Source organism: Bacteriovorax sp. BSW11_IV, from assembly GCF_000447755.1.
Classification (GTDB): Bacteria; Bdellovibrionota; Bacteriovoracia; order Bacteriovoracales; family Bacteriovoracaceae; genus BSW11-IV.
Genome location: NZ_AUNE01000045.1, coordinates 148176 through 172732 on the forward strand (window position 1 = coordinate 148176; position 24557 = coordinate 172732).

The following is a 24557-nucleotide window of genomic DNA, read 5'->3' on the forward strand; positions in this document are numbered from 1 at the left end:
GTGAATTTATCACTTAAAAATCGTGTTGCAGCAAGTTTTGGTATTGCAACGATCGTCGTACTTATTCTGATTTTTATGGTTTTTCATTTTCTAAATTCATTGAATAAAGAAATTGAAATCATCACAGTAAAGTCAAATAAGACATCAATTTCGGCCGACCAAGTAAGAATATCAGCTGTTATGATTATGAAAAGATCGAGAGAGCTTCTTACTAAGAAGAATAGAGCTGAGACGATTGAAAAGTTAACAAATCTTTGTGACAACATGACCTCTGAGCTTCAGGCCCTAGATGCGCTTTACCGTGACGGGGAAGCAAAGCAAATCGTGAAGCAAATGCTCTCATATGTTGATTCACTAAAAATTGTTCTTTCTAAATCGAGTGTATTCAATAGAGATGATCCAAATTTGGCCTCGATTGGTGATTTGGCCGATAAGATTTTAGATGCCTTTTCTGAGTTTCAAGATATTCAAAGTGAGTTTAATAACGAACGAGAGCGCAAGTTTAAGAGTATTATTGAAGAGACAAAAAAGAATATGATGATCACTCTCATCATTGGATTTTTAGGTTCAATCATTCTTGCACTTGTTGTTCCAGGAAAGATTGCACTACCGTTCAAGAAAATTAAAGATGCCATTCGTGAGCTTCAAGATTGTAACTTTGACGTTTCAATCTATTATTCACAAGACGATGAGATCGGTGAGATTGCTCGCGAGATGAATAAAATGATTCAATCGTTCAAGGTTTTTGAAGAACTTCGAACAGATAGAATTGGTTTAGAGAATAGAAAGTTCGACGTTCTTGCAAATATGGTTAAAAGACCAGTTTTAATTGCCAATGCTAATGGCGAACTTATTTATATGAACAACCAGCTTTACTCCCTTCTTCAGGTACAATCTGTGGAAGTTATCGGTAAACAAATGGTTGATACGGTTATGCCGAAGTCAATTATCGAGACATTTGAAATTGCGATTAAGAGAAGGTCAAAAATTGAAAATGCTCAGGTTGCTATTGAGGCCAAGCGTGAAGAAGAAAAAGATATCGCTGAGGCCATCCATAGCGAGCTTGATGAAGATGGAAAAGAAGTTGTTGCTGGTGAAGAGGAAGAAGAAGTTGTTGAGTATGTCTATCAAGGGTATGCCAACGTTATTCCAATTCGTGGTAAAGACAGCTCCCTAGATTATTACCTCATGGTACTTTCGAAAGAAGTTTACGTATAAAAAAGGGCCCAATTTGGGCCCTTTTTTGTGTTGCATTAAATATATTAAATAATTTTTCCTCTAAAACCTGCGCTTTACGCTGTGCTCAGCGGTTTTGCTTTGCAAAATGACCCATCTAAAGTATAGAGTTTTCTTCACTTCTTTATTAATAAATTCAGTAACCTTTGCTAGAATAACGGAACTTATTTTGCTTTATAGTTTGAGGATAAAATCAGCATGATCGACAGAAAATTCATTAGAAACTTTTCAATTATTGCCCATATCGACCATGGTAAGTCGACTCTTGCTGATCGTCTTATCGAGCAGACTAATTCCATTACAAATAGAGAGAAGAAAGATCGTCTTCTCGACAATATGGATCTTGAAAAAGAAAGAGGGATTACGATTAAGGCGCAAACGGTGCGTATTAAGTATAAGGCCCAAGATGGCAATGAATACTTTCTTAATCTAATCGACACTCCGGGACACGTTGACTTCTCTTATGAAGTTTCACGCTCGCTCGCTTCATGTGATGGAGCACTACTTGTCGTTGATGCTTCTCAAGGTGTTGAAGCGCAAACTCTTGCAAACGTTTATATGGCCATGGAAAATGATTTAGAAATCGTTCCTGTCCTAAATAAGATTGATCTTCCTCATGCCGATCCTGAGCGTGTGAGAAAAGAAATTGAAGATGTCGTTGGAATTGAAGCAGTAGATGCTGATGAGGTTTCTGCAAAATCAGGTATAGGAATTGATGGTCTTCTTGAAACAATCGTAAGAAGAATTCCTTCACCAAAAGGAAATCCAGAAGCTCCACTTCAGGCCATGATTTTCGACTCGTGGTTTGACCCATACCAAGGTGTTGTGTTCATCGTTAGGGTTGTTGAAGGAACGATGAAGAAAAAAGAAATGATCCATTTAAAGCACTCGGATGAGAGCTACGAGATTTTAAAACTTGCAGTTAACACACCATTTTTCACAGAGCTAGAAGAAATTGGCGCTGGTGAAGTAGGGATGGTTATTTGTGGTATTAAAAATATCCGTGACGTCAAAGTTGGGGATACTGTAGTTCACGCAAAACAAAAAGATAAAACACCATCTCTTGGTGGTTATGAAGAAGTTAAGCCAATGGTATTTTGCGGGATCTTCCCAGTGGATTCTGTAGATTATGAAAACCTAAAAGACGCACTAGAGAAGCTCGCTCTAAATGATTCATCATTTACATATGAACCAGAAACTTCGCAGGCATTAGGTTTTGGTTACCGTTGTGGTTTCCTTGGTCTACTTCACATGAATATTATTCAAGAGCGTTTAGAGAGAGAGTTTAGTTTAAACCTTCTTTCCACGGCTCCATCGGTTTCTTACAAAGTAACTTTGAATAGTGGTGAAATGAAAGAAGTTTCAAACCCTTCTGAAATGCCAGATCCATCAAAGATTATGAAAATTGAAGAGCCAGTAGTTGGTCTTTCAATTCACGTACCAAATGAATTTGTTGGAAAGATCATCAAACTTTGTGAAGAAAAGCGTGGAATTCAAACAGACATGAAGTACATCACACCTGAAAGGGTTCAAGTAATGTACGATCTTCCACTTTCTGAAATGGTTTTTGATTTCTATGACAAGATGAAAGGGATGACTAAAGGTTATGCCTCACTTGATTACGAACTTAAAGACTACCAAGAAGCTGATCTTGTTAAAGTAGATATACTATTAAATGGTGAACAAGTTGATGCTCTTTCTATTATCTGTCACAGAGCTTCTTCTTTCTATAAAGGAAGAGATCTAACTGAGAGACTTAGAAAAGTAATTGATAGACAACAATTTGATATTGCAATTCAAGCTTCAATTGGAGCGAAGATTATTGCAAGAGAAACAGTTAAGGCCCTAAGAAAGAACGTTCTTGCAAAATGTTACGGTGGTGACGTTTCAAGAAAGAGAAAGCTTCTTGAAAAACAAAAGGCCGGTAAGAAGAGAATGAAGATGGTTGGAACTGTTGAAGTTCCTCAAGAGGCATTCCTTGCTGTTCTTAGTATGGACGAGGATTAAAAATGGATGTTGCATTAAGAGAGCATCTTGAAAAAGCACTAACTAAGTATACTTCAGAAGAGTATTTCAAAGATCTAGTGTCTGCAAAAGATGAATACTTTGCCATGGCGGGAAAAGTTCTCGAAGAAGATGATGATTTTGAAAACAGGATGAGTTCTTTCAATCTTTGGTATTTAATGCAAAGAAGAGCTAATGAAAAGAGCTCAACTTATATTGAAACGTACGTAAAAGAAAATGAACTTGAAGAAGATGTTGGTAACGCTCTGGTGGGCGCGAACCACTCTTTGTTTGAATATAGTGGAACTAACTTTAGAAAGAAGCATGTGATTAAAGATATTCTTCACGATAGAAAAATCTATCTTGAAAAAGATTACATCATGCCTTCAATTGTAAAAGACGATATTTTCATTGGACGTACTCTTGATTTTAAAGAGAAATCATTTCTCCTAGATGGTATTACTGTAGTACCAGGGGATGTGAGAAGTGTTCTTGTAAAAGAATCGAAGAAAGTAAGAAAGCTTCAGGATCTTAAAAGAGACTTTCAATTTCTTATGCAGATTGAGGCCTTTAAAACTAAGTGGCGTCGCTACGGCCACATTGATGCGAAAAAAATATTTCAATTCAGAATATAAAAAAAAGGCCCATTCGGGCCTTTTCTTATTCGAGGATTCTGGCCTCGACTTTAAGTGTTGCTCTACTTCCTTTTAAATTATTTGATACTGCTGTGATACGAATGGCCTGAATATTTCTGCCATTAGGGGCAATAATTGTATGTCCTTTTGAACGACCTTCTTGCAGTCTTCCTTCAAGTTCTCCGATTTTTTGAACTTCACCATTTCCAAAAAGAATTCTTGCATCAGTAATTGTTACATCAGCAGTTTGCGCCTCAAGGCGAATGGCCTTTACTCTTTGACCTTGAACTTCAATCTCTTCTGAAGATTCGAAAAATTTAGAAACTCTAAATTCTTTTAAAGTCACAACGCGTGCTCTTGGAGCAGGAGTTCTTTCTTCAAGAACGATAGCAATTCTTTTGATTTTGATATTTCCTTGAAGAGCTAGTTGCCATACACCTTTTGAGTCTCGTGATGGGTTATCTAGAACAATTTTTGAATATGTATCAATATTGTTGTCTTGGAAATCGTAAGGTCTGCCATCAATAATTTCGCGAAGAGAGTGATCATCTCCAACAGTTAAAGAAATTTTTCCTTGTCCTTGTTTACTTTTGGCAAAGACTACAACTTTTACGAGTTCTTGATTTTTAATTTCAATTCGATGTTGTTGTTTGAGTTCTTGTTTTAATTTAATAGTGTTTTGGCCTTGTAGATGTAAGTCGTTCATCTGTAAAACAAGCCGTTCATTTGCAAGTGTATTTACACAAGTTGATAAAATAACAAAGGCCGTAATTAAAAATGTCTTCATCCCTCTCCCCTTAGTTGGACGTTTACAAAAGCATTTCATCAATTCATTCGATGAGTGGCGGTAGTTTGTAAGAGAGCAATGAGCGTGCCAAAACGGCTACAAGTGATTTTAGTTAGAAGACGCGTTGCTAACTATTATTTATTGGGGCATTTTGCTACTGATGGCCACAATGATACTGGTGCAATTTGTTGAATTTAAAAGTTTTCAGCTTCTTTAAGATTATGGTGCTTACCAAAGAAAAGGTAGGGAATCACACCAAGAAGGTTCACACAAACAGCGGCCAAGAAGTAAAGATTGAATAAACTGGCCCCGCCTGAAATTCCTACGAAACCAAAAAGTTCATTAAAGATAAGGTGACCTACTCCGGCCCCAGAAGGTGAAATTGGTATGGCCACTGCAATAAGTCCGGCCGGAACGAATGTGAAAACTTGAGATAAGAGAAGATCTTTACCGTAAAAGTTTTTCGTTAATAACCAAAAGGCCATGATATTGAAAAATTGCATAACCATACTTAGTGCTAAACATGTAAGAAGGGTTTTCTTGTTGCTGCCAATGAGCCAAACATCGCTCATAACTTTTGAAATCTTTGCTCCGACAACAGGAATCTTATTAAACAAATTCAAGAAAAGAGTTTGTAATTTTTTTGGAATAAAAAGGAGCATGATAAAGACAATTGCACCGAAAAAAAGTACGAGATTAAAACTTACAATACTCTTCATACCTTTAGAAATTGAAAACATTTCTTCAAAATGAGTAAGAGTAAAAATCCCACTTAGAAAAAGTAGTCCCATGAGTCCTAAAATTCTATCCAGCATAACTGAAGAAAATAAAAAACTGCGAGTAAGATTTTTATCTATATCTTTAGCATAAACGAGCTTTAATAAATCACCTGTTACAGCACCTGGAAGAACAGTATTAAAGAACAGACCAATCCAAGTTAGAGCAAGAGCGCTAAGTTTTGGAATAGGTGAAGAGGCCTTTAGGTCCAATAGCATTTTCCAGCGGTAACTAGAAATCATGGCCTGGGTGAAAATAATTGCAACGCCAATATAAGCAATAAATCCACTAGAAAAAGCTCTTTTGACTAACGAGAAGTCGAGCTTACCGCTTGCCACCATCCAAATGATGATGCCGAGGGCCAGTGCAATTTTTGCAATAGTTTTTAACATTTTAGAGTTGCCTTGCGTTATTTAGGGTCTTTTCACTCCATATTGCGAAAAGATGATGGTATTGTAAACAGGTTATTTTAATGAAGGAGCTAAGATGAAAGTATCAGTTATTGGAACTGGTTATGTGGGCCTAGTTAGTGGAACTTGTTTTGCTGAAATCGGTCACCATGTCACATGTATTGATATTGATGAAAATAAAATTAAAACTCTTAAAGATGGAAAGTCACCAATTTACGAACCAGGACTAACTGATCTTTTAGAAAGAAATATCAAATCAGGGCGCTTACTTTTTTCTACAGGTTATGAATCTGTAAAAGACGCCAAATCTATTTTCTTAGCTGTAGGAACTCCTTCAAGTGATGATGGTCAGGCCGATCTACGCTATCTTGAAGCAGCTGCTGTTGCTGTTGCAAAAGAGCTTAGTGATGATGCAATCATCGTTATCAAGTCAACTGTGCCAGTGGGAACTTGTGAAAAAATTAAGGCCCTTGTTGCAAAAAATACGACTAAGAAATTTCATATCGTAAACAATCCTGAATTTTTGAAAGAAGGTTCAGCAGTTGAAGATTTTATGAAACCAGATAGAGTTGTTATTGGGCATGCTGATGAATATGCAGCAAGCGCAATGGCCGAGCTTTATGAGCCACTTGTTCGTCAAGGCAATCCCATTTATATGATGTCAAATCTCTCTGCAGAGATGACGAAATATGCAGCGAACTGTTTTCTTGCAACTAAAATCTCATTCATCAACGATATTGCAAAACTTTGTGATTTCACAGGTGCTGATATTAATGAAGTTAGAAAAGGGATTGCTTCAGATCAAAGAATTGGTGGGCACTTCCTATATCCAGGTCCTGGTTATGGGGGGAGCTGTTTTCCAAAAGATGTTAAGGCCCTTATTTTTACGGCCAAAGAATATGGAACTAATCTAAGAGTTGTTGAAGCGACTGAAGATGTAAATGACGATCAGAAGGTTCGTATGTTTGAAAAAATGAAAAAACACTACGGAGATCTGAAAGGTAAAACTTTTGCTTTTTGGGGTGTTGCCTTCAAAGCAAATACAGATGACGTAAGAGAAACTTCTGCAATCTATATGGCAAAAGCACTAATTGAAGAAGGTGCGACTGTTCACTTCTTTGATCCTGTCGCTTCTGAAAATTTCTTAAAAATTATGGATCACAATCCAGCACTTAAGAAATTTGATAACAAGTACGACGCCTTAACTGGTTGTGATGCACTAGTGACAATGACTGAATGGAGAGAATTTAGTTCACCAGATTTTGAAGAAGTTAAAAATCGTTTGAAAGCTCCTGTTCTATTTGATGGAAGAAACCTTTATGACACTCATAAAGTTCTTGAACTTGGGTTTAAATACTTTGCCATCGGTAAATATATTCCTGCATTATGAAAATAGCATTAATTCAAATCACATCAGTTTTAGATTATAAAATCAATCTGGAGAAGATTCAAAACCTTCTCCAGAAGGCCAAAAGCGAAGGGGCGAAAATAGCTTTTTTACCAGAGTGTTTCTACTCTATGTCAGATGGAAAAAAACCTACGCCTTATTTGATTGAAGACAATAATGAGCACTACAATAATATTAAAAATCTTGCCGTTGATTCAGGTCTATATATTATTGGTGGAAGTGCCGCAACTTTAGTTAATGGAAAAATTATTAATAGGGCCTTTAACTTTTCTCCAGAAGGAAAGGACATTGGTCACTACGATAAAAGAAAACTCTTTTCATGTGATATCGTTAAAGAGGGTGTGAGAAAGAAAGTTGACGAAGGTGATATCTATACTCCTGGTAATGATGGAAAAATCATAGACGTTGAGGGGTGGAAGATTGGTTTAGGAATTTGCTTTGATGTAAGGTTTAGCGCATTTGCAGATCAGTACAGAAAAAGTGATGTCGATATTCTTACTTATGCATCGGCCTTCACTGTTCCAACAGGAATGGCCCATTGGCATTTATTAAATCGTGCAAGAGCAGTTGAGAGTCAATGTTATGTTGTTTCAAGTGCACAAACTGGACAGAATTCTGAAGTTGTTTCAACTTACGGTCATTCTTTAGTTGTTGATCCATGGGGAGATATTCTCTCAGATTGTGGAGAAAAAGAGGGCATGAGTGTTGTTGAATTATCTAAAGAGAGAAAAGATCAGGTTCGCAAGCAAGTTATAATGACTTTTTAAAAAGCGTATAGTTGCTTCCGTTTTTTCCAATAAGTTCTATGCTATCGCCCGTGAAATTTTTAAAGAACGTGCGATAGCTCATTTCTTCATTATCATTTCCAAAAATAAGTAACTTTCTAGCAATATTAATTTCTGCCATTGAGTATTTCTCAATATGGCCATTTTGGTTGTAGATTTCAACTTGGTCTTTAAAGATTTGAAAGTGAGTTTTTCCAGTTGCATCCACCCATTTGCCTTCAAGACTTGAAGTTAGTGGGCCACATGACGCCAGTGTAAATAAAAAAAAGTGTAATAAAATCTTAGCTTTGCACATACTAGGTTAATTAAACATCTATTTGGAAAATTTTTAAAGACTTTTCTTGAGTTTCTTTTAAGATTTGTTTCGCAATGTGAAAAATTGTGTAAAGAACTCAGGTAATCGTGACGAAGAGTATAATAGAATAAGGAGTGATTCTATGGGAACTCTAGAAATGATTATTATTGGATCTGTTGCAGCACTTTGTTTTGGTGGCGGGGCCATTTTTATGACTCTTCGTTATTATTCAGAAGAGATGCATGAGTTTGAAGAAGAGGCCAAAAACTTACACGCCCCAATTCGTCCGCATGAAAATTACTTCACTGACGCTGAGGCGCGATTGTCAGAAGAGAAGAGATCGGCCTAGGGCCTACATGAAGGGATTTGCACCCGCAGCGTGATCTGTAACATCAACAACTTCTTCGATTTCAGGAAAGTTGCGCTTAATTAATGTCTCAATTCCATCTTTAAGAGTTGCCGATGAGCTTGAACAGCCTTGGCAACCACCTTGTAGTCTTAAAAAAACTTTGTTGTTATCAATATCTACAACTTCAACGTTACCACCGTGAGCGGCAAGGGCCGGTCTTACTTGTTCGTCTAATAGGGCCTCAATTTTTCTAAACATATTTACCTCATTAATACTTTAATCATATCACATTTTTCTTGGATTTCATTGCTAACAAATCAAGTTGTCCAAGTGCTGCAAATGTTGCGATTTCCACTCTTAAAATTGATGGGGAAATCTTAATTTCTTTGTAGCCCAACTCTTTAAAGATTTCTACCTCTTTCGAAGTAAAGCCGCGCTCAGATCCCAAAGCAAGTGTAATCGGTCTATCAAAATCTAAGTTCTCATCTAAGAATGTATTTTCTGTGAATGGAGAAAGAATATATTTTTGATTCTTTGATTGGAATAGCTCTCTATTAATGTGTTTATGCACTCTCAGTTCAGGAGTTTGATAAAGGCCATTTGATTGAGAAATTCCCAAGTGAAGTAGCTCTTCGTATTCTTTTTCGGAAAATAATTTTGCATTAGCATAGCTTTTTTCACTCAATGCACCTGTGAAAAAATCGAATGAGCTCACGCCCATACTTGTTGCGTGCTCGATGACTTTTTTACAAGTTTGAGGTCTGCTAAGGCCAACGATGAGATGGATATTTCCTTCTTTGCCGCTAAATTGTTCAACGATATTTAAAGTTAATGAAGACTCATTTAAGGAAATCACTTTACCAGTTGCGAGTCCTTTGTTCTCTAAAACGATTTTAATATCGTCCCCAATACTTAGTTTTAAAATATTGCGAACATGGTTAACTCTAAGGCGATCACTTAGTGTGATTGCTTGGAGAGTAGGTAAATATTTAGAGTACTCTCGTTCAAAGATAACGAGTCTATTCATTTAAACCTCAAAGATTCAATAGGTTATTTAATTGATTTCATACAATAATTTTGAATAGGAGGCCATGGATAACAGCAATATTTTTACTTCATTAACCCTAATTCCCTCATCTTTCACACTTATGATTGCGCCCACAGGTTGGGGAAAGACAACTCTAGTCCTTGAGTTGGCCAAAGTTCAAAAAATTGTCTTTATTTCTCCCCTTAGAATAATTGCACAAGAGTTTGAACAACGTGCGGCCCGAACTCATAACATCTTTTCAACATGCCATACGAGTACACCAGAAGTCCTTTCAAGGTTCTTGAAGGCCAAGAGAGGGATTCTTATAACAACGGCCGAGAAAATTTATGATTATCTAGAATGCTTCAATGATAAAAGCATCTTATTTGTTTTAGATGAAATCCATCTTTTTTGGCACTGGGGAAAAGATTTTCGACCGGTATTAAAAGAAGTTCTGATGGGCGTTTGTGGGCAAGGTTTTAAATTGTTAGGTCTTAGTGCAACGATTGATAAATCAATTATTGATAAAGAGTTGCCTCTCTATGGCGCTGAATATGAACATTCATATCTTATCGATCTTACTCAGACACAAAAATCTAGGCCAACAAATCGAATTTTGGGAATGAAGAATGTCCCCAAAAATATTTTTCATAACCTTGTGTTGAATGAGGCCCTAAAAAACAAAGAAAATACACTCTTGTTTGTGAAATCTCGAAAGGAAGTGGATTTCTATTGTGACTTCTATGCAAAAAAAGGTCTGCAGGTTCTTGGATGCAAAGGAGGAGAAGTTTATAAATTCTATTTGGAGTTAATTAAAAAGTCAGGTCCGATGTTAATTGTATCAACGACAGCGCTTAGTCATGGTGCGAACTTACCCGTAATTAGAAAGGTTTTTATAAATTATGAAGTCACAGAAAATGATTTCTTTGTACAAATGAAAGGGCGTGGTGGGCGAGATGGTGGGGGATTTGATTTCTTTCATTGTAATGAATTTGATCTTTCCTTCAAAGAGAGCTTGAAAATAGGACTTATAAGTGTTTTATTGAAAGGAAGATTTATTTGGCAAAAATATGAAGACAAAAGTAGAAGGGATTCTCTTATCGAAAACTCCCTATCAAGAAAGACACGTTATTGGAAAAGTTCTGCTAAGAAGTGGCAGAAATATTTCTGTAGTTTTCTTTGGTGGTCAAGGTGGGGGAGCTAAAAAACGATCGAGTATTTTAGAAGTGGGCCATATGCTCTCTATTGAGCTGTCTCATTCAAAAAATACGACAACTGTTTATCAGGCCAAAGAGACTTCTCTCATGTGGGCCCATAAAAATATAAGATTAAACCACCGTGCATTTTATCTTATGTGTTTCTATTTGGAACTTGCCCAAAAAATTTCTCTTGAAGATAATCTACATGATGAACACATGGATTTTGATGATTCTACACTCGGTGTTTTTCGCGTACTAAGTAATGCACTATTTTTTTTAGATAAATCACTCACAGATAATAATTTTAAAGATACTTCTGAACTTGTGACTTACTTAGCAAAGGTTGCTGTAGAGACGGGAGTTTTTCCAGATATAAAACATTGTGTTGTTACAGGGGCTCCACTTGATCAGTTTAAAACAATCGTCCTTCTTGCTGAACAGGGTGGATTTGCAGACTACGAGTGTTTAAATATTGATGAAAAAAGAAGTTACGCAACTAACGATACCGCACTTCTGGTTGCGATGAGAAAAGTTGCGAATTTAAAATATGGGGAGCTTCCTGTATTTGATTTTATTTCGATGGATCATGCGAGATCTCTTCTTTCATTCCTATGCTTTCAGCACCATCTCGAAAGAAGAGACTTTAAATCTTTGAGTTTACTTCTTTAAACATTCAATCGAATTTAATGTTCCTTCAATTGAATCTTTGTAAAGTTCTGCATGCTCTTTTGTTGCAAGTGTGGAGATATTGTAAATTAATCCGTTACAGTTAAAGAAATACATCTTTTCAATATAGGTAGAACCTAGGCCTGAGTATGTATGGCCAAAGATTACCGTAGTTCCCAATTTACCGAATGTTTTAGTTTCAGGATCAAAAAAACCTAGAGATTTGGCATTATTAAGTTTCAACCATTCAAAGCGTGACTTTTTATAGTCTTCAAAATCCCCCCAAAATTTAGGGTTTTCAAGCTTCTTGGCGTCTTGTTGAGTATGGCTAATACTGATGGCCGGGCGCTTGTCTCCATCATAGGGACCAAAGAGCATTAGTGGGGCAGAAAGGAATGCCTCAGCGTATTGCCAATTTTTTTGGATGCCTAACTGAATTTTGTTTGGACCTATTTCAAAGGTTTTAACCTCTTTACCTAAACATTTACCTGAGTGAAGAACTCCTGTTAATACGATTACTTGTAAAGACGACTTTAAGATTTTGGCAGCAATTTTCTTGTTCAACATAATTTACTCACTTTTTTAAGAAAATGAATTCTTTGTCATATGGCACACTATCGTAATTATAAGAGAAAAAATTAGTAAGTTTTTCTTAAAGATTTTTTAAACTTACGACGATTAATCTCAAGAGAATGTTAAGGTAGAGGAAAGAGAAAGTTAAGTATGCTGAAGAAAATTAAAACTGCCATTTTAATGACGACTTTAACCCTCAATGCTTCGTTAGCAATTGCTACAGAAGTTATTCCAGATGCTGGAATATCTTCAGAAGAAGCACTGGTGAAGGCCTTTGAAGACACATACAAAAAGTTTGCAATTGAGTGTGTAGATTCAGAAGCGGAGTCAATTGCGCCATCTGTATTAATTGATGGGAAACTAGAAGAGTGTCAACAAAAAGCAAAAGAAGTTGAAGCTCTTTATCTCGATACAAAAGAGAAGATTGGAGAGCTTGATAAAGTTCAAGTTGCTTGGGCACAATGTAAGGAAGACGGTAAGTATAAAACGATTAAAGATCTTATCGATTCTGTAAACAACGTGAGTTCAAAAGTCTCTTGTGTAAAAGAAGAACAAAGATCTTGTATGTCAGATCTAGGTTGTAATGTTGTTCGCTCTTTCGATTCAATGATTCGTAAAGGAGGAACACTTCTTTCTGCACTGTCTGACAAAATCCAAGATAAAATGATTGATTCTGGTGCTGCTGACAAATCTTGTTTCGACAAGAAAAATGGTAACTGTCTAGAAGAGCTTGTTGGTGCAGCAGTTGGAAACTTAATTAGTACAGGTCAGAGTTTGTGGTCTGTTGCTAAATCAATCTGGGGCTTCTTTAGCTCTGGTTCTAAAATGGTTAACACAACATCTAATAATCTTCATACTGCGGTAACAACTTCAGTTAATGGTGTTAAAAACTTCGCATCAAATCCAATTGCGTGGATGATAAACAAAGTAAACTCAATGATCACTGGGGTTAAAACTTGGTTGAAGTCAGAAGTTTTCTGCCAAAAATGGGAAGGCCTTGCACACGCAAGTACTTGTGAAGAGCCAATGGATTCATTTGAGTGTCTTGATTGTAATGATTCTTTAAATGCTGTTTGTGCTGCCGGTGGTTTTGCAATCTCAGAGCTTGGAATTATGGTTTTAACTGGTGGTACTGGAGCCATGGTTTCTGTCGGAGCTAAAATCGCTATCAAAGGAGCTGCAGTTTCAACAGCTAAGATGTCTGCAATGTCTGCGAAGGCCATGGCCAAAGTTGAAAGTATTGTTCCAGAAATTAGAATGCTTAAGAAGAAAAAAGAAGCTCAAAAACATGATGCTGCATCAAAAATCAAAGCATTTGAAATGGCCCAAGGTGCGATTAAAGCATTCCAAAATCTTGATATTAATAAAATGAAAGAAAGAGTTGCGCTATTTTCAAAAGAAAAAGTTGCCCTCGCAAGAGCGAAGTCAAAAACACTTGATAAGGTTGCATCCGCTGCAATTGTTACAGCTAAGACAACACAAAAAGTTGTTAAAGTTGGAACAGATACAGTTGCAAAAGTAAAAGGTGTCTCAGATGGTGCTTTAGAGAAAGCATACAATGCTGGTGGTAAAATTGCGGAAAAGGCCCTAGAAAAAGCTACGGGTGGAAGACTTCGTGTAACTCATAAAGCGGGTTCTACGAAAACAGTTGCTATCACAAATGGTGGAATTGTTGTTAATAATGCCTTTGGTACTAAAGTCACTGGTACATCGGCAAAAGTCGTGGCCGCTGGAAGATTACCGTCTTCAGTAAAAAGAAATGTACGTGAAGTGAAAGACGATAAGTTTAATTTAGAAAGATTTAAAGAACAAACAAGCGGCCAAGCACAATCTGCTAGAAAGCCTGGTGATAATAGTTGGGAACACCCAACGGCAAGCAACCAGTCTCAAACGCATAATAACCAACAATCGAATAATACAGTTGGTGGACCAAGTGCTTACTCACTTGCAAATGAGTCTAAAATTATCGGCCAGGCCGCAAGAGAATTTGGAAGACAAACAGCTGATGTTGCTTCTGCTGTAGCGGGTGAAGCTGTAAAAGGAAAACCAAGTCGCTTTGTAAAATATGCTGATAGTCGCAAGAAAGATTATATGACTGCAGCTGTCGCTGGTGCTGGTGTATATAAAGGTTTTAAAAGTAATGAAGAAGTAAAAAATGACACTTTTGATAGTTACTTGAAAAAACTTGAACAAAAGAAAATTGCTAAGATTGCTGTTGAAAAAGTTATTAAGACAAACGATTCAGTAAGTTTTGATAGACTTGGTGATTCAGAAAAATCAATTCACAAAGCAAGTAAAATCCTTGGTGTTGATAATTCAACAGATATATCGAACACGACTTTTTTGAATCAGAAGTATAATGAACAACAAAAAATCTTCTCTGATGAAAATAAAGAGAACTTTGCAAAAGAATATTCACAAAGAACTGGTGTTAGTGAAGACGTTGCAAAAGATGTATTTGATACTAGAAAAAGAGAGCTGAGTGCAGCTAAAGAATACCTACAAAGTTATTCTAAAACTGTTGCAAGTACAATTTCACAAGGAGCAAGAACAACAGCTTCAACGAATCTTTCGCAACCGATAAATTCATTTAATGCTCAAGAAGCAAAAGCTAAAGATCTTGAGTCAAAAATTGCAGCAATGGAAGCATCACTAGATGATCTTTCTAAAGAAGATAAAAAACTTGATGCTACTAAAGTTGCAAAAGAAGTTGTTGCTAAAAAAACTGATGAGCAAACTCCAAGTAGAGCTCCTGCAAGTGCTCCGGTACGCAAGTCTTCATCTGTGGCCTCAGCGGCTCCAGTGAGCAGTGGTGCAAGCTTTGGTTCAGGACCATCTTTTGCTAGCTCAAACTCTGAAGCTGCTCCAACGATAGCTTCATCTGCCCCTGCGGCCAATAACTTTGCGGGTGGGGATAGAAGTGTGGCATCTACGGATGTTAAGGCCCAGGCTCAAGAGGCAGTAAAAGAAGAAAGCGTTAAAGCTAAAATGATTACGGCCACAAAAGAAGAAGCCCCTAAGAAGTCTCGTGCTGAGAGCTTAAGTAAACTTCTTAATATCAAAGGTCAGAAGGCCAAGATATCTGAGAATGAAGAACTTCCTTGGACACTTGCCGAGATCCTAAAGGGTAAAGGTGACAAGCAAGATAAGGATAGATTAGCGGCCCTGATTAATAAAAAAGAGAAGTTTAAGAAGATGGAAGAATTTGATGGTGGTAACTTTAAGCTGCACATCATCGAACTTTCAACTGGGGATAAATTTTCTGTAAAGGTGCAAGGCCGTTCAATGGAAATTATCGAAATGAAGAGTGCTCTTGAATTAAAAGATAAAATATTAGCTAAATAGCCTATATCTCGAATCATGCCCTCGTTTACGAACGCTATCGTTCAAGCTAAACTAGGGCATGATTAAATTACTTAGAAACCAATTATTTCCATATATAATTCCTCATAAATCTAAAGTTATCGGCACGATTCTTTTATCGTTTGTTATCGCCGGAGCAGGTGCGTTGCAAATTAGGCTTGTAAAGCCCATATTTGACCACGGTCTCAGTCCTAATGCTAATTGGGAAGAAGTCGTTTATCTAGCAGGGGCCCTGTTATTAATTGGTCTTATTCACTTTCCAGCTCGTTTTTTTCACTTTTACTGGATTCGCTACATTGTTGATCGCGCGACTTGTTCAATTCGTGAAGATATTTTTAGAAAGATGCAACATCTTCCAACGGCATACTTTGCAAAGAGTAAACAAGGGAATTTGATTTCAAGCATCGTTAACGATACTCAGGTTTTCTCCCTTGGTTTTAAATCAATTGTCGATTTAGTGCGTGAGCCATTAAAGGCCGCTGCATTCTTGGGAATGGCCTTTTATAGTGATTGGCAATTAACTCTTGTGATTTTTTTAATTGCACCTTTCTTAGTTCTTATTTTTGATATCAGTGGAAAAAAAGTTAAGAAGAATCAAGGAATTGTTCAACATGAACATTCTGAGTTGACTCACGCCATTGCAGAAGGACTTTCTGCTCATAAATTAACGAAGGCGTTTAATCTACAAAATTTTATTACAACAAGATTTGTAAAGGCCCAAGACCATTTCTTTAATGCTCAAATGAAAACTTCTCTTGTTGAAGAGCTTGCGCACCCTCTTGTTGAGCTTGTGGGGACTCTTGCATTTGCGGCAACGATTTTATTTGCTCACTATCGTGTAAGCACTGGAGCAACAACTGTAGGGGACTTTGTTTCTTTTGTGGCGGCCCTTGCACTATTCATGGACCCAATCAGAAAATTTTCTCAGGCCAATGTAAAGTTGTCACAGGCAAAGGCCGCTTCTGATCGCATCTTTGAAGTTTTAAAACTGGAAGAAGAAAAAGATGAAGGCGTAAAAGAAGTCACTTCATTTGAAAATGCTATCGAAGTTAAAAATCTTTCATTTGCCTATGGCGAAAGTGATGTCATTAGAAATTTAAACCTTTCAATTAAAAAGGGAGAGAAAGTTGCCCTTGTGGGACTTTCCGGTTCTGGAAAATCGACACTGATTAATCTTTTATTGAGACTATATGATGTTGATAGAGGTGAAATTCTTATTGATGGTACGCCAATAAAAGATATTAAGCTGCGCTCACTACGCGACCTCTTCGGTTTAGTGAGTCAGGATATTTTCCTCTTTCACGATACGATCAAACATAACTTAATGCTTGCTAAAGATTTCTCTGATGAGCAGATCTTAAGGGCCCTAAAAGTTTCGTACGCTGATGAATTTGTCGATAAACTTCCAGGTAGAGAGCAAACTGTTGTCGGTGACCGCGGGGCCAGACTTTCTGGCGGGCAGCAGCAGCGAATTACAATTGCAAGGGCCTTCCTGCAAAATACAGATATCCTACTCTTTGATGAGGCCACATCGGCCCTTGATAACGAGTCGGAGAAGGTTGTTCAAAAGGCGCTTGAGAGTATTGCTGGGGATAAAACTGTTATTGCAGTGGCCCACCGTCTAAGTACAATTGCCCACTTTGACCGTATTTATGTGATGAGAGAAGGGGAAGTTGTCGAGGAAGGAAACCATGAGGCCCTTATGGCCAAAGGCGGCGAATACTCTAAACTTTACGAGTTGAGTCAGAAGTAAATTCTCTTCATTTTAAAGCTTATCAACTAGAAGGTGTTTTGATACACTTATGCCGTATTATGCCTATGAATTAGTTAAGGGGTGCATTGTGTCAGAAACAAACCTAAAAGACATGCAAGATTTAGTGAGTCTTTGTAAAAGAAGAGGATTCATTTTTCAAAGTTCTGAGATTTATGGTGGTCTCGCTTCATGTTGGGATTACGGTCCCCTTGGTATCGAACTAAAACAAAATATTAAAAATTCTTGGTGGAAGGCCATGACGTTAAGAGATGACGTTGTTGGTGTTGATGCTTCTATCTTTATGCACCCAACTGTTTGGATGGCCTCTGGTCACGTTGAAGGCTTCAACGATCCTATGGTTGATTGTAAGCAGTGTAAGTCACGCTTTCGTGCAGATAAAATTGATCTAGCAAAAGCTTGTCCTGTATGTGGTAGCTCTGGCACATTTACTGAGCCAAGAGATTTCAACTTAATGTTTAAAACACAAATGGGTCCTGTAGAAGATTCTTCTGCACAAGTTTATCTAAGACCAGAAACAGCTCAAGGGATTTTCGTAAACTTCTTGAACGTTCAACAAACAATGAGAAAGAAACTGCCATTTGGTATTTCTCAAATTGGTAAAGCTTTTAGAAATGAAATTACTCCAGGTAACTTTATTTTTAGAACTCGTGAATTCGAACAAATGGAAATGCAATACTTCATCAAGCCAGGTACTCAAAAAGATGCAATGGAGATGTGGAAAGAAATTCGTTGGAACTGGCACGTAAGTAACGGTATTCGTCCAGAGCATTTAAGATGGCATGAGCACTTAGGAAATGACCTTGCTCACTATGCAGATGCTGCTTTTGATATTGAGTACAAGTATGCAATGGGTTGGGGTGAGATGGAAGGTATCCACTCAAGAACTGACTTCGATCTTAAGCGCCACGAAGAATTTTCTAAGAAAAATCTTAAGTATCTTGATGCTGAAGATGGCAATAAAAAATATCTTCCATACGTACTTGAAACTTCTGTTGGATGTGACAGATGTCTTCTTGCAGTTCTTTCAGATGCCTATAGAGTTGAGAATGAAGGACAAGGAGAGGCTGAGCGTGTGGTAATGAAATTTCACCCAAGACTTGCACCAGTTAAAGTTGCCGTTCTTCCTCTTGTTAAGAAAGAGCCGGTTGAAGTTCCTGCAAGAAAACTTTTTGAAGAACTTCAAAAGAAATATCCAGCTGAATACGATGTATCGGGTTCAATTGGTAAACGTTATAGAAGACAAGATGAAATTGGTACTCCGTTCTGTATCACATTTGATTTCGATTCCCTTGAAGATAACGCTGTTACGATTAGGGATAGAGATACAATGGCCCAGGAAAGAGTATCTCTTGATAGGGTACAAGAATATCTAGACAATAAACTAAAAATGTAATGATTGAAGGAGGCACGGTTGCCTCCTTTTTTATGAGCTCAAGCAGAGGTAAAAATGACAAAATGGGTTTATTTATTCAGTAAAAACAAAACTGAAGGTGATCGTTCAATGAAAAACCTTCTTGGTGGTAAGGGTGCCAACCTCGCAGAGATGTCTTCTCTTGGCCTCAATGTTCCTCCAGGTTTCACTGTAACTACTGAAGCATGTATCAATTATCAAAATAACAATTCAACGATTTCAGAAGATATTAAAAAAGAAGTTCTCCAAGCTTTAAAAGAAGTTGAGGCTGCCACTGGAAAAAAATTTGGCGATGCTTCTAATCCACTTCTTTTCTCTGTTAGATCAGGAGCAAGAGTTTCAATGCCAGGGATGATGGACACAGTTCTAAATCTTGGGATGAACGATTCAACGGTTGAAGGAATGGCGAAGCTTACTGGTGACGCTAGATTCTCTTGGGATTCATACAGAAGATTTATTCAAATGTATGCTAACGTTGTTATGGGATTTAACCACTCACTTCTTGAAGCGACTCTTGAGGATCTAAAAGATGCTAGAGGAGTTCACGAAGATACACACCTAACGGCCGAAGATTGGAAAGAGCTTGTTAGTGTTTATAAGAGAATTATTCTTGAAGAAAGTGGGAAGTCATTTCCAACTGATCCAATGGAACAATTGTGGCAAGCAGTTGCTGCAGTATTTAGATCGTGGAGTAACCCAAGAGCTTTCAAATACCGCGATATCAACGGAATTGATCACAACTGGGGAACAGCTGTAAACGTTCAGGCCATGGTCTTTGGAAATATGGGTGATGATTGTGCTACAGGTGTATGTTTTACTCGTGACCCTTCTACTGGAGATAAGCGCTTTTTCGGAGAGTATCTTATCAATGCTCAAGGGGAAGACGTGGTTGCCGGTATAAGAACACCACAACCAATCAACAATGATTCTAAAAACGATGCCAACCAAAGTTTGAGAACACTTGAAGAAGTGATGCCTGAAACATTTGCTGAGCTTACTCGTGTTTATAAAATTCTTGAGTCTCACTATAAAGACATGCAGGATATCGAGTTTACGATTGAAAAAAATGTTCTTTATATTCTTCAAACAAGAAATGGTAAAAGAACAGCTAAGGCCGCAATTAAGATCGCTTCAGATCTTGTTTCTGAAGGACTTCTGTCTAAAGAAGAAGCGATTCTTAGAATCGATCCAGAAATGCTTAACCAACTTCTTCACCCAGGACTTGATCCAAAAGCGAAGAAGAATGTTCTAACTAAAGGTCTTCCTGCATCTCCTGGTGCGGGTGCTGGTATGATCGCTTTCACTGCAGATCAAGCGGTAACTTGGGCCGAGTCTGGTAAGAAGGTTCTTCTTGTTAGACAAGAGACATCACCTGAGGATATCGGCGGAATGCACATGTCAAAAGGTATTCTAACTGCTCGTGGAGGGATGACTTCTCACGCGGCCGTTGTTGCTAGAGGGATGGGAAAGCCATGTGTAGCTGGTTGTAATGATCTAGTCATCGATTACAAAACTAAAACGATGAAAGTAAAAGGTATGACTTTCAATGAAGGTGATTACCTAACAATTGATGGTGCTACTGGTGAAGTTATTGAAGGTCTTGTGCCAACAATTGATGCTGAAATCACGGCCGAGTTTTCAAACTTTATGAAATGGGCCGATGAATTTAGAAAGCTTGGTGTAAGAACTAATGCGGACAACCCAGAAGATTCTGCTGTTGCTAATAAATTTGGTGCAGAGGGGATTGGTCTTTGTCGTACAGAGCACATGTTCTTTGAAGCAGAGAGAGTACTTGCTGTTCGTGAGATGATCTTTGCTGAAAATAAAGCAAATAGAGAAAAGGCGCTTGCTAAACTTCTTCCATTCCAGAAAAAAGATTTCCTAGGAATCTTTAAAGAAATGAAAGGCAAGCCTGTTAATATCAGACTTCTTGATCCACCTCTTCACGAGTTCCTTCCTCATTCTCAAGATGAGAAAGCTGAGCTTGCAGAATATCTTGGAATTGATATTCGCGAAGTAGAAGATCGTGGTGAAAAACTTCATGAGTTCAACCCAATGCTTGGACACAGAGGTTGTCGTCTTGGTGTAACTTTCCCTGAAATTTACAATATGCAAGTTCGCGCCATTATGGAAGCGGCGGTGGAGTGTTCAGAAGCAGGTGTAGAAGTATATCCTGAAATTATGATTCCACTTGTGGCCGTAGATAAAGAGCTTTCAACTCTTCGTGGTGAAGCTGAGAACGTAATCAAAGCAGTATTTGCTGAGAAGAAAAAAATAATTAAGTATAAAATTGGTACTATGATTGAGCTTCCTCGTGCCGCAATCACTGCTGGTGAAATTGCTCCTCACGCTGAGTTCTTCTCATTTGGTACAAACGATTTAACTCAAACAACTTTTGGTCTTTCTCGTGATGACGCTGGAAAGTTTCTTCCAGAGTATGTTGGTCGTGGAATTTTAGGAGTTGATCCTTTCGTTTCTCTTGATCAAAATGGTGTTGGCTTTCTTGTGAAGCACGCCGTAACAGAAGGAAAGAAAGTAAATCCAAATATGCACATGGGTATCTGTGGAGAGCACGGAGGAGAGCCTAAGTCTGTTGAGTTCTGTCACCATGCTGGACTTGATTACGTAAGTTGTTCACCATACCGCGTACCTATTGCAAGACTTGCAGCTGCACAAGCGGCCCTTCGTAAGTAAAGGAATGAGAGGCAATGATTAATAAGTTAAGAAACATTTGCCTTGAAAATTTCGATAAACAGAACTTCGATCGCCTAGCGTTCGGAGTTCTGGATTTTAAATCTCATACATTTGAAACATTTGAAATTCACGAAGGCCATGAAGTTGATTCTGGCCTTTGTCTTTTTGATCTTGCTAGTTTAACGAAGGCCCTAACTCTAGGATTTTCTTTCGCTAAATTTAGAAGTGACATCGACCATAAAATTTTAAGTTTAATTGAGCACAGAGCGGGACTTCCTGCCTTTGGTCGTCTTTCCAAAAAAGATTGGAAAGAGCAAATTCTAAACTACAAAATCATAGAGGATACTCAAACTGTCTATTCAGATTATTCAGCTTTAAGAGCAATGTTAGAGCTTGAAAAAAAATGGGGAACTTCACTTTACGAAAAAGTCTCTCCTCTATGGTCAAAAGGCCTTATTCACTGGAGTGACATCACTGATTGGACAGATTGTCCCATCACTGGATGGCGCCAAGGAAAAGTCATTCAAGGTGATGTAAATGATGACAATGCCTTTATCATAAAAGAAAAACTCACTCACGCAGGACTTTTTTCCAATATCAACTCTCTTTGTGAAACTCTCATTAACATAGATAAAAATCACGACCTGATTGCAACCATGATGAAAGAAGAGTTTTCGCGTGGCCGTTTTATCGGTGGTTTTGACACTGTTAAAGACCTCGAAAATACGCTCGCAGGCAAAGGGGCATCTCTTTCTACCTTCGGTCATCTTGGCTTTACAGGAACTTCATTTTGGATTGATGGAGAGAAAAAGCTTGGCCACGTTCTTTTAACAAATGAGACGAAGAAGTATTGGTATGACCGTGCTCGTTTGAATGAGCTTCGTCGCAACTTAGGTCAGATGGTATTTAATTAAAATGCTGAAATTTATTTTAATTCCTTTATTCACTCTTTTTTCTCAATATTCTTTTTCAAATGAAGAGAAAGTTGAGTGCGTCTTAGTGGATAGAGTAAAATGTATGTGTCATGCACCCTTGATCGTTAAATGTGGTTTAATTGAGGGCCATATTGAGGCGCAGGCCTTATCTGTGAATAAAAAGTTGCCTAAACTTGGAAGTAAAATTTTCTTATCAATAGATTCTATTCTTTATCTTGGGCCCAATGATAGAAGGCCCTTGGGAAGCTTAAAAAGCTTAATTAAAAAGCCTCAACCATAATTGACATAAACTTTACTTTTAATGCTTCACTTTTCATTTATCCTGTTAGCTATTAGGAGGATATATGAAAAATATTAAGTTAATAACTTTAACTTTTGTCGTCGCTCTTCTTGGAGCAAGTTGTGCTGCACCTACGGCCAAAAAAGAAGGGGCGCAAGTATATAATGCTGTATTAGATGGGTATGAGTACCCACATGATGTGCATTTGTTTGAATTTGATAGCCAAAAACAAAAACTTAAAATGGCCTATATGTACCTTACAAACGAAGGTGCAAAAAAGACAGTCGTGCTTTTACATGGAAAGAACTTCTCAGGTTTTTATTGGGAGAAGACGGCACAACTTCTTCTAAAAGAAGGTTACAATGTTTTGATTCCAGATCAGATTGGATTTGGAAAATCGTCTAAACCAGAAAATTATCAATATAGTTTTTCCCAGCTTGCTCTTAATACTAAAAACTTAATGGATAGTTTAAAAATTGAGAACGCGACAATTATTGGTCACTCAATGGGTGGGATGCTTGCCACAAAATTTAATAAAATTTATCCAACTTATGTAAAAAAACTCATTCTTGTTAATCCAATTGGTCTAGAAGATTATCTGCGCTACACAGAATATAAAGACGTAGAATTTTTCTATAAGAATGAGCTTAAGAAGTCGGCAGAAGGTATTCGTAAATATCAAATGGCCAACTACTATGATGGAAAATGGAGTGATGAGTATGAGGAACTTATTAAGTTTCAAGTTGGTCAAACGCTTCACAAAGACTGGCCAGTTGTTGCTTGGAATAATGCTCTAACTTATGATTTGATTTTTTCTGAACCTGTCGTAGATGATTTTAAATTTATTAAAAATCCTACTGTTCTGATTTTAGGAACTCGTGACCGTACGGGACCAGGTAAAGGTTTTATGAAAAAAGGCGAAAGCTATAAATTAGGTCAATATCAAAATCTAGGCAAAAGAGTTGTGAAAAACTTTAAAAATGCGAAGTTGATTGAGCTTGATGGTCTAGGACATATGCCTCAGTTTGAAGATTTCGATCGCTACCAAAAAGCACTTTTAAAATCGTTATAATATTTTTTAAAAACTCCACCCAGAAATGGGTGGAGAGTGCTCTTAAACTTTCTTTTAAGTAAATAGTCTATATAGTTGAAAGTCTCCGAAATTATTGATGTTTATGGGAACTTCCGTGGTGTTAAATGTATTTCGTGTGATAATATATTTCGATGCTTTCAAAACTTTTTTTCACATTGTTCTTTCTTCTCAGTGGCCTTGGGGCCAACTCGAGTGAATTTACTAAATTGTGTATTGCCTCTGATGTAGATGAAGTCGTCCCCAAATTAAGGTTTATTCTAAGCGATATTTATAATGATATTGGAATTAAGGTTAGTGTAAGGGCCTTACCTTCGGCCCGTATGATTAAAGACTTTAGAAGTGGTGATTGTGATTCAATTGCGATTCTTTCAAAAGTTATTGAAGGGGATGAATTTATTTTCGTAGGAGATCCTGTGTTCGGCCAACTTCCTTATGGGTTGTGGAAAAGAAAAGACTCTCATCCAGTAGATATAAAGAAGGCAAAGATAATAAGAACTCGAGGCAATATTTATGCTGACTACTATATGGCAAAATTTGGTTATAAAAATGCCGTTGAATCAATAGATATACCTAATGGATTTACTCTACTAGAAAAAGGAAGAGGGGATTTTTTGATAGCTGCTCAAACAAGTATTATCTTTGCCAAAGACAAAGATAAATTTGTCTTTGTTGAAGATAATGTTGAAAAGCTGGACCTCTATCACGTCATTGGACGTAAAATTTCACGTTACGAAAAAAGCTTGGCCGTTGAAATAAAAAAGAGAATTGATAAAGGGGCCTTTGCCGTCAAGAATATTGTCGGTCAAGTTGATGATAATTATATTGAGTATTATAGAAATAATCTTAAATAGTTTAA

Annotated in this window: 20 protein-coding genes; 14 read left to right on the forward strand and 6 right to left on the reverse strand. The window is 37.4% G+C overall.

All coding sequences use genetic code 11. The features are described 5' to 3' along the window. The 3 genes from M899_RS12625 (at position 1) to M899_RS12635 (ending at position 3875) form a co-directional block, all read left to right on the forward strand. Positions 1–1218: a HAMP domain-containing protein gene (locus M899_RS12625; RefSeq protein ID WP_021271829.1), complete on the forward strand. Its 1218-nt coding sequence runs from the start codon at positions 1–3 to the stop codon at positions 1216–1218. 216 nt (positions 1219–1434) lie between these two features. After that, entirely contained in the window at positions 1435–3243 is a 1809-nt protein-coding gene (lepA, locus tag M899_RS12630) for a translation elongation factor 4 (RefSeq protein WP_021271763.1), read from the forward strand. 2 nt (positions 3244–3245) lie between these two features. Further along, a complete protein-coding gene (locus M899_RS12635; RefSeq protein WP_021271868.1) occupies positions 3246–3875 on the forward strand; it encodes a hypothetical protein in 630 nt (209 codons plus the stop codon). Positions 3876–3900: 25 nt separating this feature from the next. Here the strand turns inward: M899_RS12635 and M899_RS12640 are convergent, their stop codons facing one another. After that, the gene (locus M899_RS12640) at positions 3901–4662 is read right to left on the reverse strand and encodes a hypothetical protein (RefSeq protein ID WP_021271738.1); all 762 of its coding nucleotides are present in this window, start codon (positions 4660–4662) and stop codon (positions 3901–3903) included. Positions 4663–4856: 194 nt separating this feature from the next. After that, the gene (locus M899_RS12645; RefSeq protein ID WP_021271915.1) at positions 4857–5831 is read right to left on the reverse strand and encodes a lysylphosphatidylglycerol synthase transmembrane domain-containing protein; all 975 of its coding nucleotides are present in this window, start codon (positions 5829–5831) and stop codon (positions 4857–4859) included. Between the two features lie 94 nt (positions 5832–5925). Between M899_RS12645 and M899_RS12650 the strand changes: the two genes are divergently transcribed. Both M899_RS12650 and M899_RS12655 read left to right on the forward strand, forming a co-directional pair. After that, the gene (locus M899_RS12650; protein WP_021271791.1) at positions 5926–7239 is read left to right on the forward strand and encodes a UDP-glucose dehydrogenase family protein; all 1314 of its coding nucleotides are present in this window, start codon (positions 5926–5928) and stop codon (positions 7237–7239) included. Continuing rightward, the gene (locus M899_RS12655) at positions 7236–8024 is read left to right on the forward strand and encodes a nitrilase-related carbon-nitrogen hydrolase (RefSeq protein WP_021271787.1); all 789 of its coding nucleotides are present in this window, start codon (positions 7236–7238) and stop codon (positions 8022–8024) included. Before M899_RS12650 ends, M899_RS12655 begins: the two co-directional genes overlap by 4 nt. Here M899_RS12655 and M899_RS12660 read toward each other — a convergent pair. Continuing rightward, complete coding sequence (locus M899_RS12660; RefSeq protein WP_155897211.1) at positions 8008–8337, reverse strand: hypothetical protein; 330 nt, start codon at positions 8335–8337, stop codon at positions 8008–8010. The two genes, M899_RS12655 and M899_RS12660, sit on opposite strands and share 17 nt — an antisense overlap. A gap of 142 nt (positions 8338–8479) precedes the next feature. Between M899_RS12660 and M899_RS12665 the strand changes: the two genes are divergently transcribed. Beyond that, on the forward strand, positions 8480–8686 hold the full coding sequence (locus M899_RS12665; protein WP_021271900.1) for a hypothetical protein: 207 nt from the start codon (positions 8480–8482) through the stop codon (positions 8684–8686). Positions 8687–8689: 3 nt separating this feature from the next. On the opposite strand, the gene M899_RS12670 is transcribed toward M899_RS12665, so the two are convergent. Then, positions 8690–8944 (reverse strand): NifU family protein, encoded by a 255-nt coding sequence (locus tag M899_RS12670; protein ID WP_021271896.1) that lies wholly within the window; start codon positions 8942–8944, stop codon positions 8690–8692. Positions 8945–8966: 22 nt separating this feature from the next. Then, positions 8967–9713 carry an RsmE family RNA methyltransferase gene (locus M899_RS12675; RefSeq protein ID WP_021271750.1) on the reverse strand — a complete coding sequence of 249 codons (747 nt, stop codon included), beginning with the start codon at positions 9711–9713 and terminating at the stop codon, positions 8967–8969. A 64-nt stretch (positions 9714–9777) separates the two neighbouring features. Here M899_RS12675 and M899_RS12680 point away from each other — a divergent pair, with 64 nt between their 5' ends. Continuing rightward, a complete protein-coding gene (locus tag M899_RS12680; RefSeq protein ID WP_021271877.1) occupies positions 9778–10917 on the forward strand; it encodes a DEAD/DEAH box helicase in 1140 nt (379 codons plus the stop codon). A 652-nt stretch (positions 10918–11569) separates the two neighbouring features. Here M899_RS12680 and M899_RS12690 read toward each other — a convergent pair. After that, positions 11570–12145 (reverse strand): hypothetical protein, encoded by a 576-nt coding sequence (locus tag M899_RS12690; protein WP_021271854.1) that lies wholly within the window; start codon positions 12143–12145, stop codon positions 11570–11572. 156 nt (positions 12146–12301) lie between these two features. Here M899_RS12690 and M899_RS12695 point away from each other — a divergent pair, with 156 nt between their 5' ends. From M899_RS12695 to M899_RS12730, 7 genes are all read left to right on the forward strand, one after another. Beyond that, positions 12302–15496 carry a hypothetical protein gene (locus tag M899_RS12695; RefSeq protein WP_021271858.1) on the forward strand — a complete coding sequence of 1065 codons (3195 nt, stop codon included), beginning with the start codon at positions 12302–12304 and terminating at the stop codon, positions 15494–15496. A gap of 58 nt (positions 15497–15554) precedes the next feature. Continuing rightward, entirely contained in the window at positions 15555–17267 is a 1713-nt protein-coding gene (locus M899_RS12700) for an ABC transporter ATP-binding protein (RefSeq protein WP_021271764.1), read from the forward strand. An 88-nt stretch (positions 17268–17355) separates the two neighbouring features. Continuing rightward, positions 17356–18681, forward strand: a complete 1326-nt coding sequence (locus tag M899_RS12705) for a glycine--tRNA ligase (RefSeq protein WP_021271841.1) — start codon at positions 17356–17358, stop codon at positions 18679–18681. Between the two features lie 54 nt (positions 18682–18735). Next, a complete protein-coding gene (ppdK, locus tag M899_RS12710) occupies positions 18736–21393 on the forward strand; it encodes a pyruvate, phosphate dikinase (RefSeq protein WP_021271807.1) in 2658 nt (885 codons plus the stop codon). A gap of 14 nt (positions 21394–21407) precedes the next feature. Next, positions 21408–22307 (forward strand): serine hydrolase, encoded by a 900-nt coding sequence (locus tag M899_RS12715; protein WP_021271842.1) that lies wholly within the window; start codon positions 21408–21410, stop codon positions 22305–22307. 365 nt (positions 22308–22672) lie between these two features. Next, positions 22673–23680 carry an alpha/beta fold hydrolase gene (locus M899_RS12725; RefSeq protein ID WP_021271792.1) on the forward strand — a complete coding sequence of 336 codons (1008 nt, stop codon included), beginning with the start codon at positions 22673–22675 and terminating at the stop codon, positions 23678–23680. Positions 23681–23832: 152 nt separating this feature from the next. Then, positions 23833–24552, forward strand: coding sequence for a hypothetical protein (locus M899_RS12730; protein ID WP_034729210.1), 720 nt, complete (start codon positions 23833–23835; stop codon positions 24550–24552). Positions 24553–24557: the final 5 nt, after the last annotated feature.

Excerpts from the sequence above, each read along its gene's own strand:
- M899_RS12680 (WP_021271877.1), top strand. The coding sequence starts at position 9,778 with ATGGATAACAGCAATATTTTTACTTCATTAACCCTAATTCCCTCATCT.
- M899_RS12660 (WP_155897211.1), bottom strand. The coding sequence starts at position 8,337 with ATGTGCAAAGCTAAGATTTTATTACACTTTTTTTTATTTACACTGGCG.
- M899_RS12700 (WP_021271764.1), top strand. The coding sequence starts at position 15,555 with ATGATTAAATTACTTAGAAACCAATTATTTCCATATATAATTCCTCAT.
- M899_RS12730 (WP_034729210.1), top strand. The coding sequence starts at position 23,833 with ATGCTTTCAAAACTTTTTTTCACATTGTTCTTTCTTCTCAGTGGCCTT.
- ppdK (WP_021271807.1), top strand. The coding sequence starts at position 18,736 with ATGACAAAATGGGTTTATTTATTCAGTAAAAACAAAACTGAAGGTGAT.
- M899_RS12665 (WP_021271900.1), top strand. The coding sequence starts at position 8,480 with ATGGGAACTCTAGAAATGATTATTATTGGATCTGTTGCAGCACTTTGT.
- M899_RS12650 (WP_021271791.1), top strand. The coding sequence starts at position 5,926 with ATGAAAGTATCAGTTATTGGAACTGGTTATGTGGGCCTAGTTAGTGGA.
- M899_RS12645 (WP_021271915.1), bottom strand. The coding sequence starts at position 5,831 with ATGTTAAAAACTATTGCAAAAATTGCACTGGCCCTCGGCATCATCATT.
- lepA (WP_021271763.1), top strand. The coding sequence starts at position 1,435 with ATGATCGACAGAAAATTCATTAGAAACTTTTCAATTATTGCCCATATC.
- M899_RS12690 (WP_021271854.1), bottom strand. The coding sequence starts at position 12,145 with ATGTTGAACAAGAAAATTGCTGCCAAAATCTTAAAGTCGTCTTTACAA.
- M899_RS12670 (WP_021271896.1), bottom strand. The coding sequence starts at position 8,944 with ATGTTTAGAAAAATTGAGGCCCTATTAGACGAACAAGTAAGACCGGCC.
- M899_RS12640 (WP_021271738.1), bottom strand. The coding sequence starts at position 4,662 with ATGAAGACATTTTTAATTACGGCCTTTGTTATTTTATCAACTTGTGTA.
- M899_RS12655 (WP_021271787.1), top strand. The coding sequence starts at position 7,236 with ATGAAAATAGCATTAATTCAAATCACATCAGTTTTAGATTATAAAATC.
- M899_RS12675 (WP_021271750.1), bottom strand. The coding sequence starts at position 9,713 with ATGAATAGACTCGTTATCTTTGAACGAGAGTACTCTAAATATTTACCT.
- M899_RS12695 (WP_021271858.1), top strand. The coding sequence starts at position 12,302 with ATGCTGAAGAAAATTAAAACTGCCATTTTAATGACGACTTTAACCCTC.
- M899_RS12635 (WP_021271868.1), top strand. The coding sequence starts at position 3,246 with ATGGATGTTGCATTAAGAGAGCATCTTGAAAAAGCACTAACTAAGTAT.
- M899_RS12725 (WP_021271792.1), top strand. The coding sequence starts at position 22,673 with ATGAAAAATATTAAGTTAATAACTTTAACTTTTGTCGTCGCTCTTCTT.
- M899_RS12715 (WP_021271842.1), top strand. The coding sequence starts at position 21,408 with ATGATTAATAAGTTAAGAAACATTTGCCTTGAAAATTTCGATAAACAG.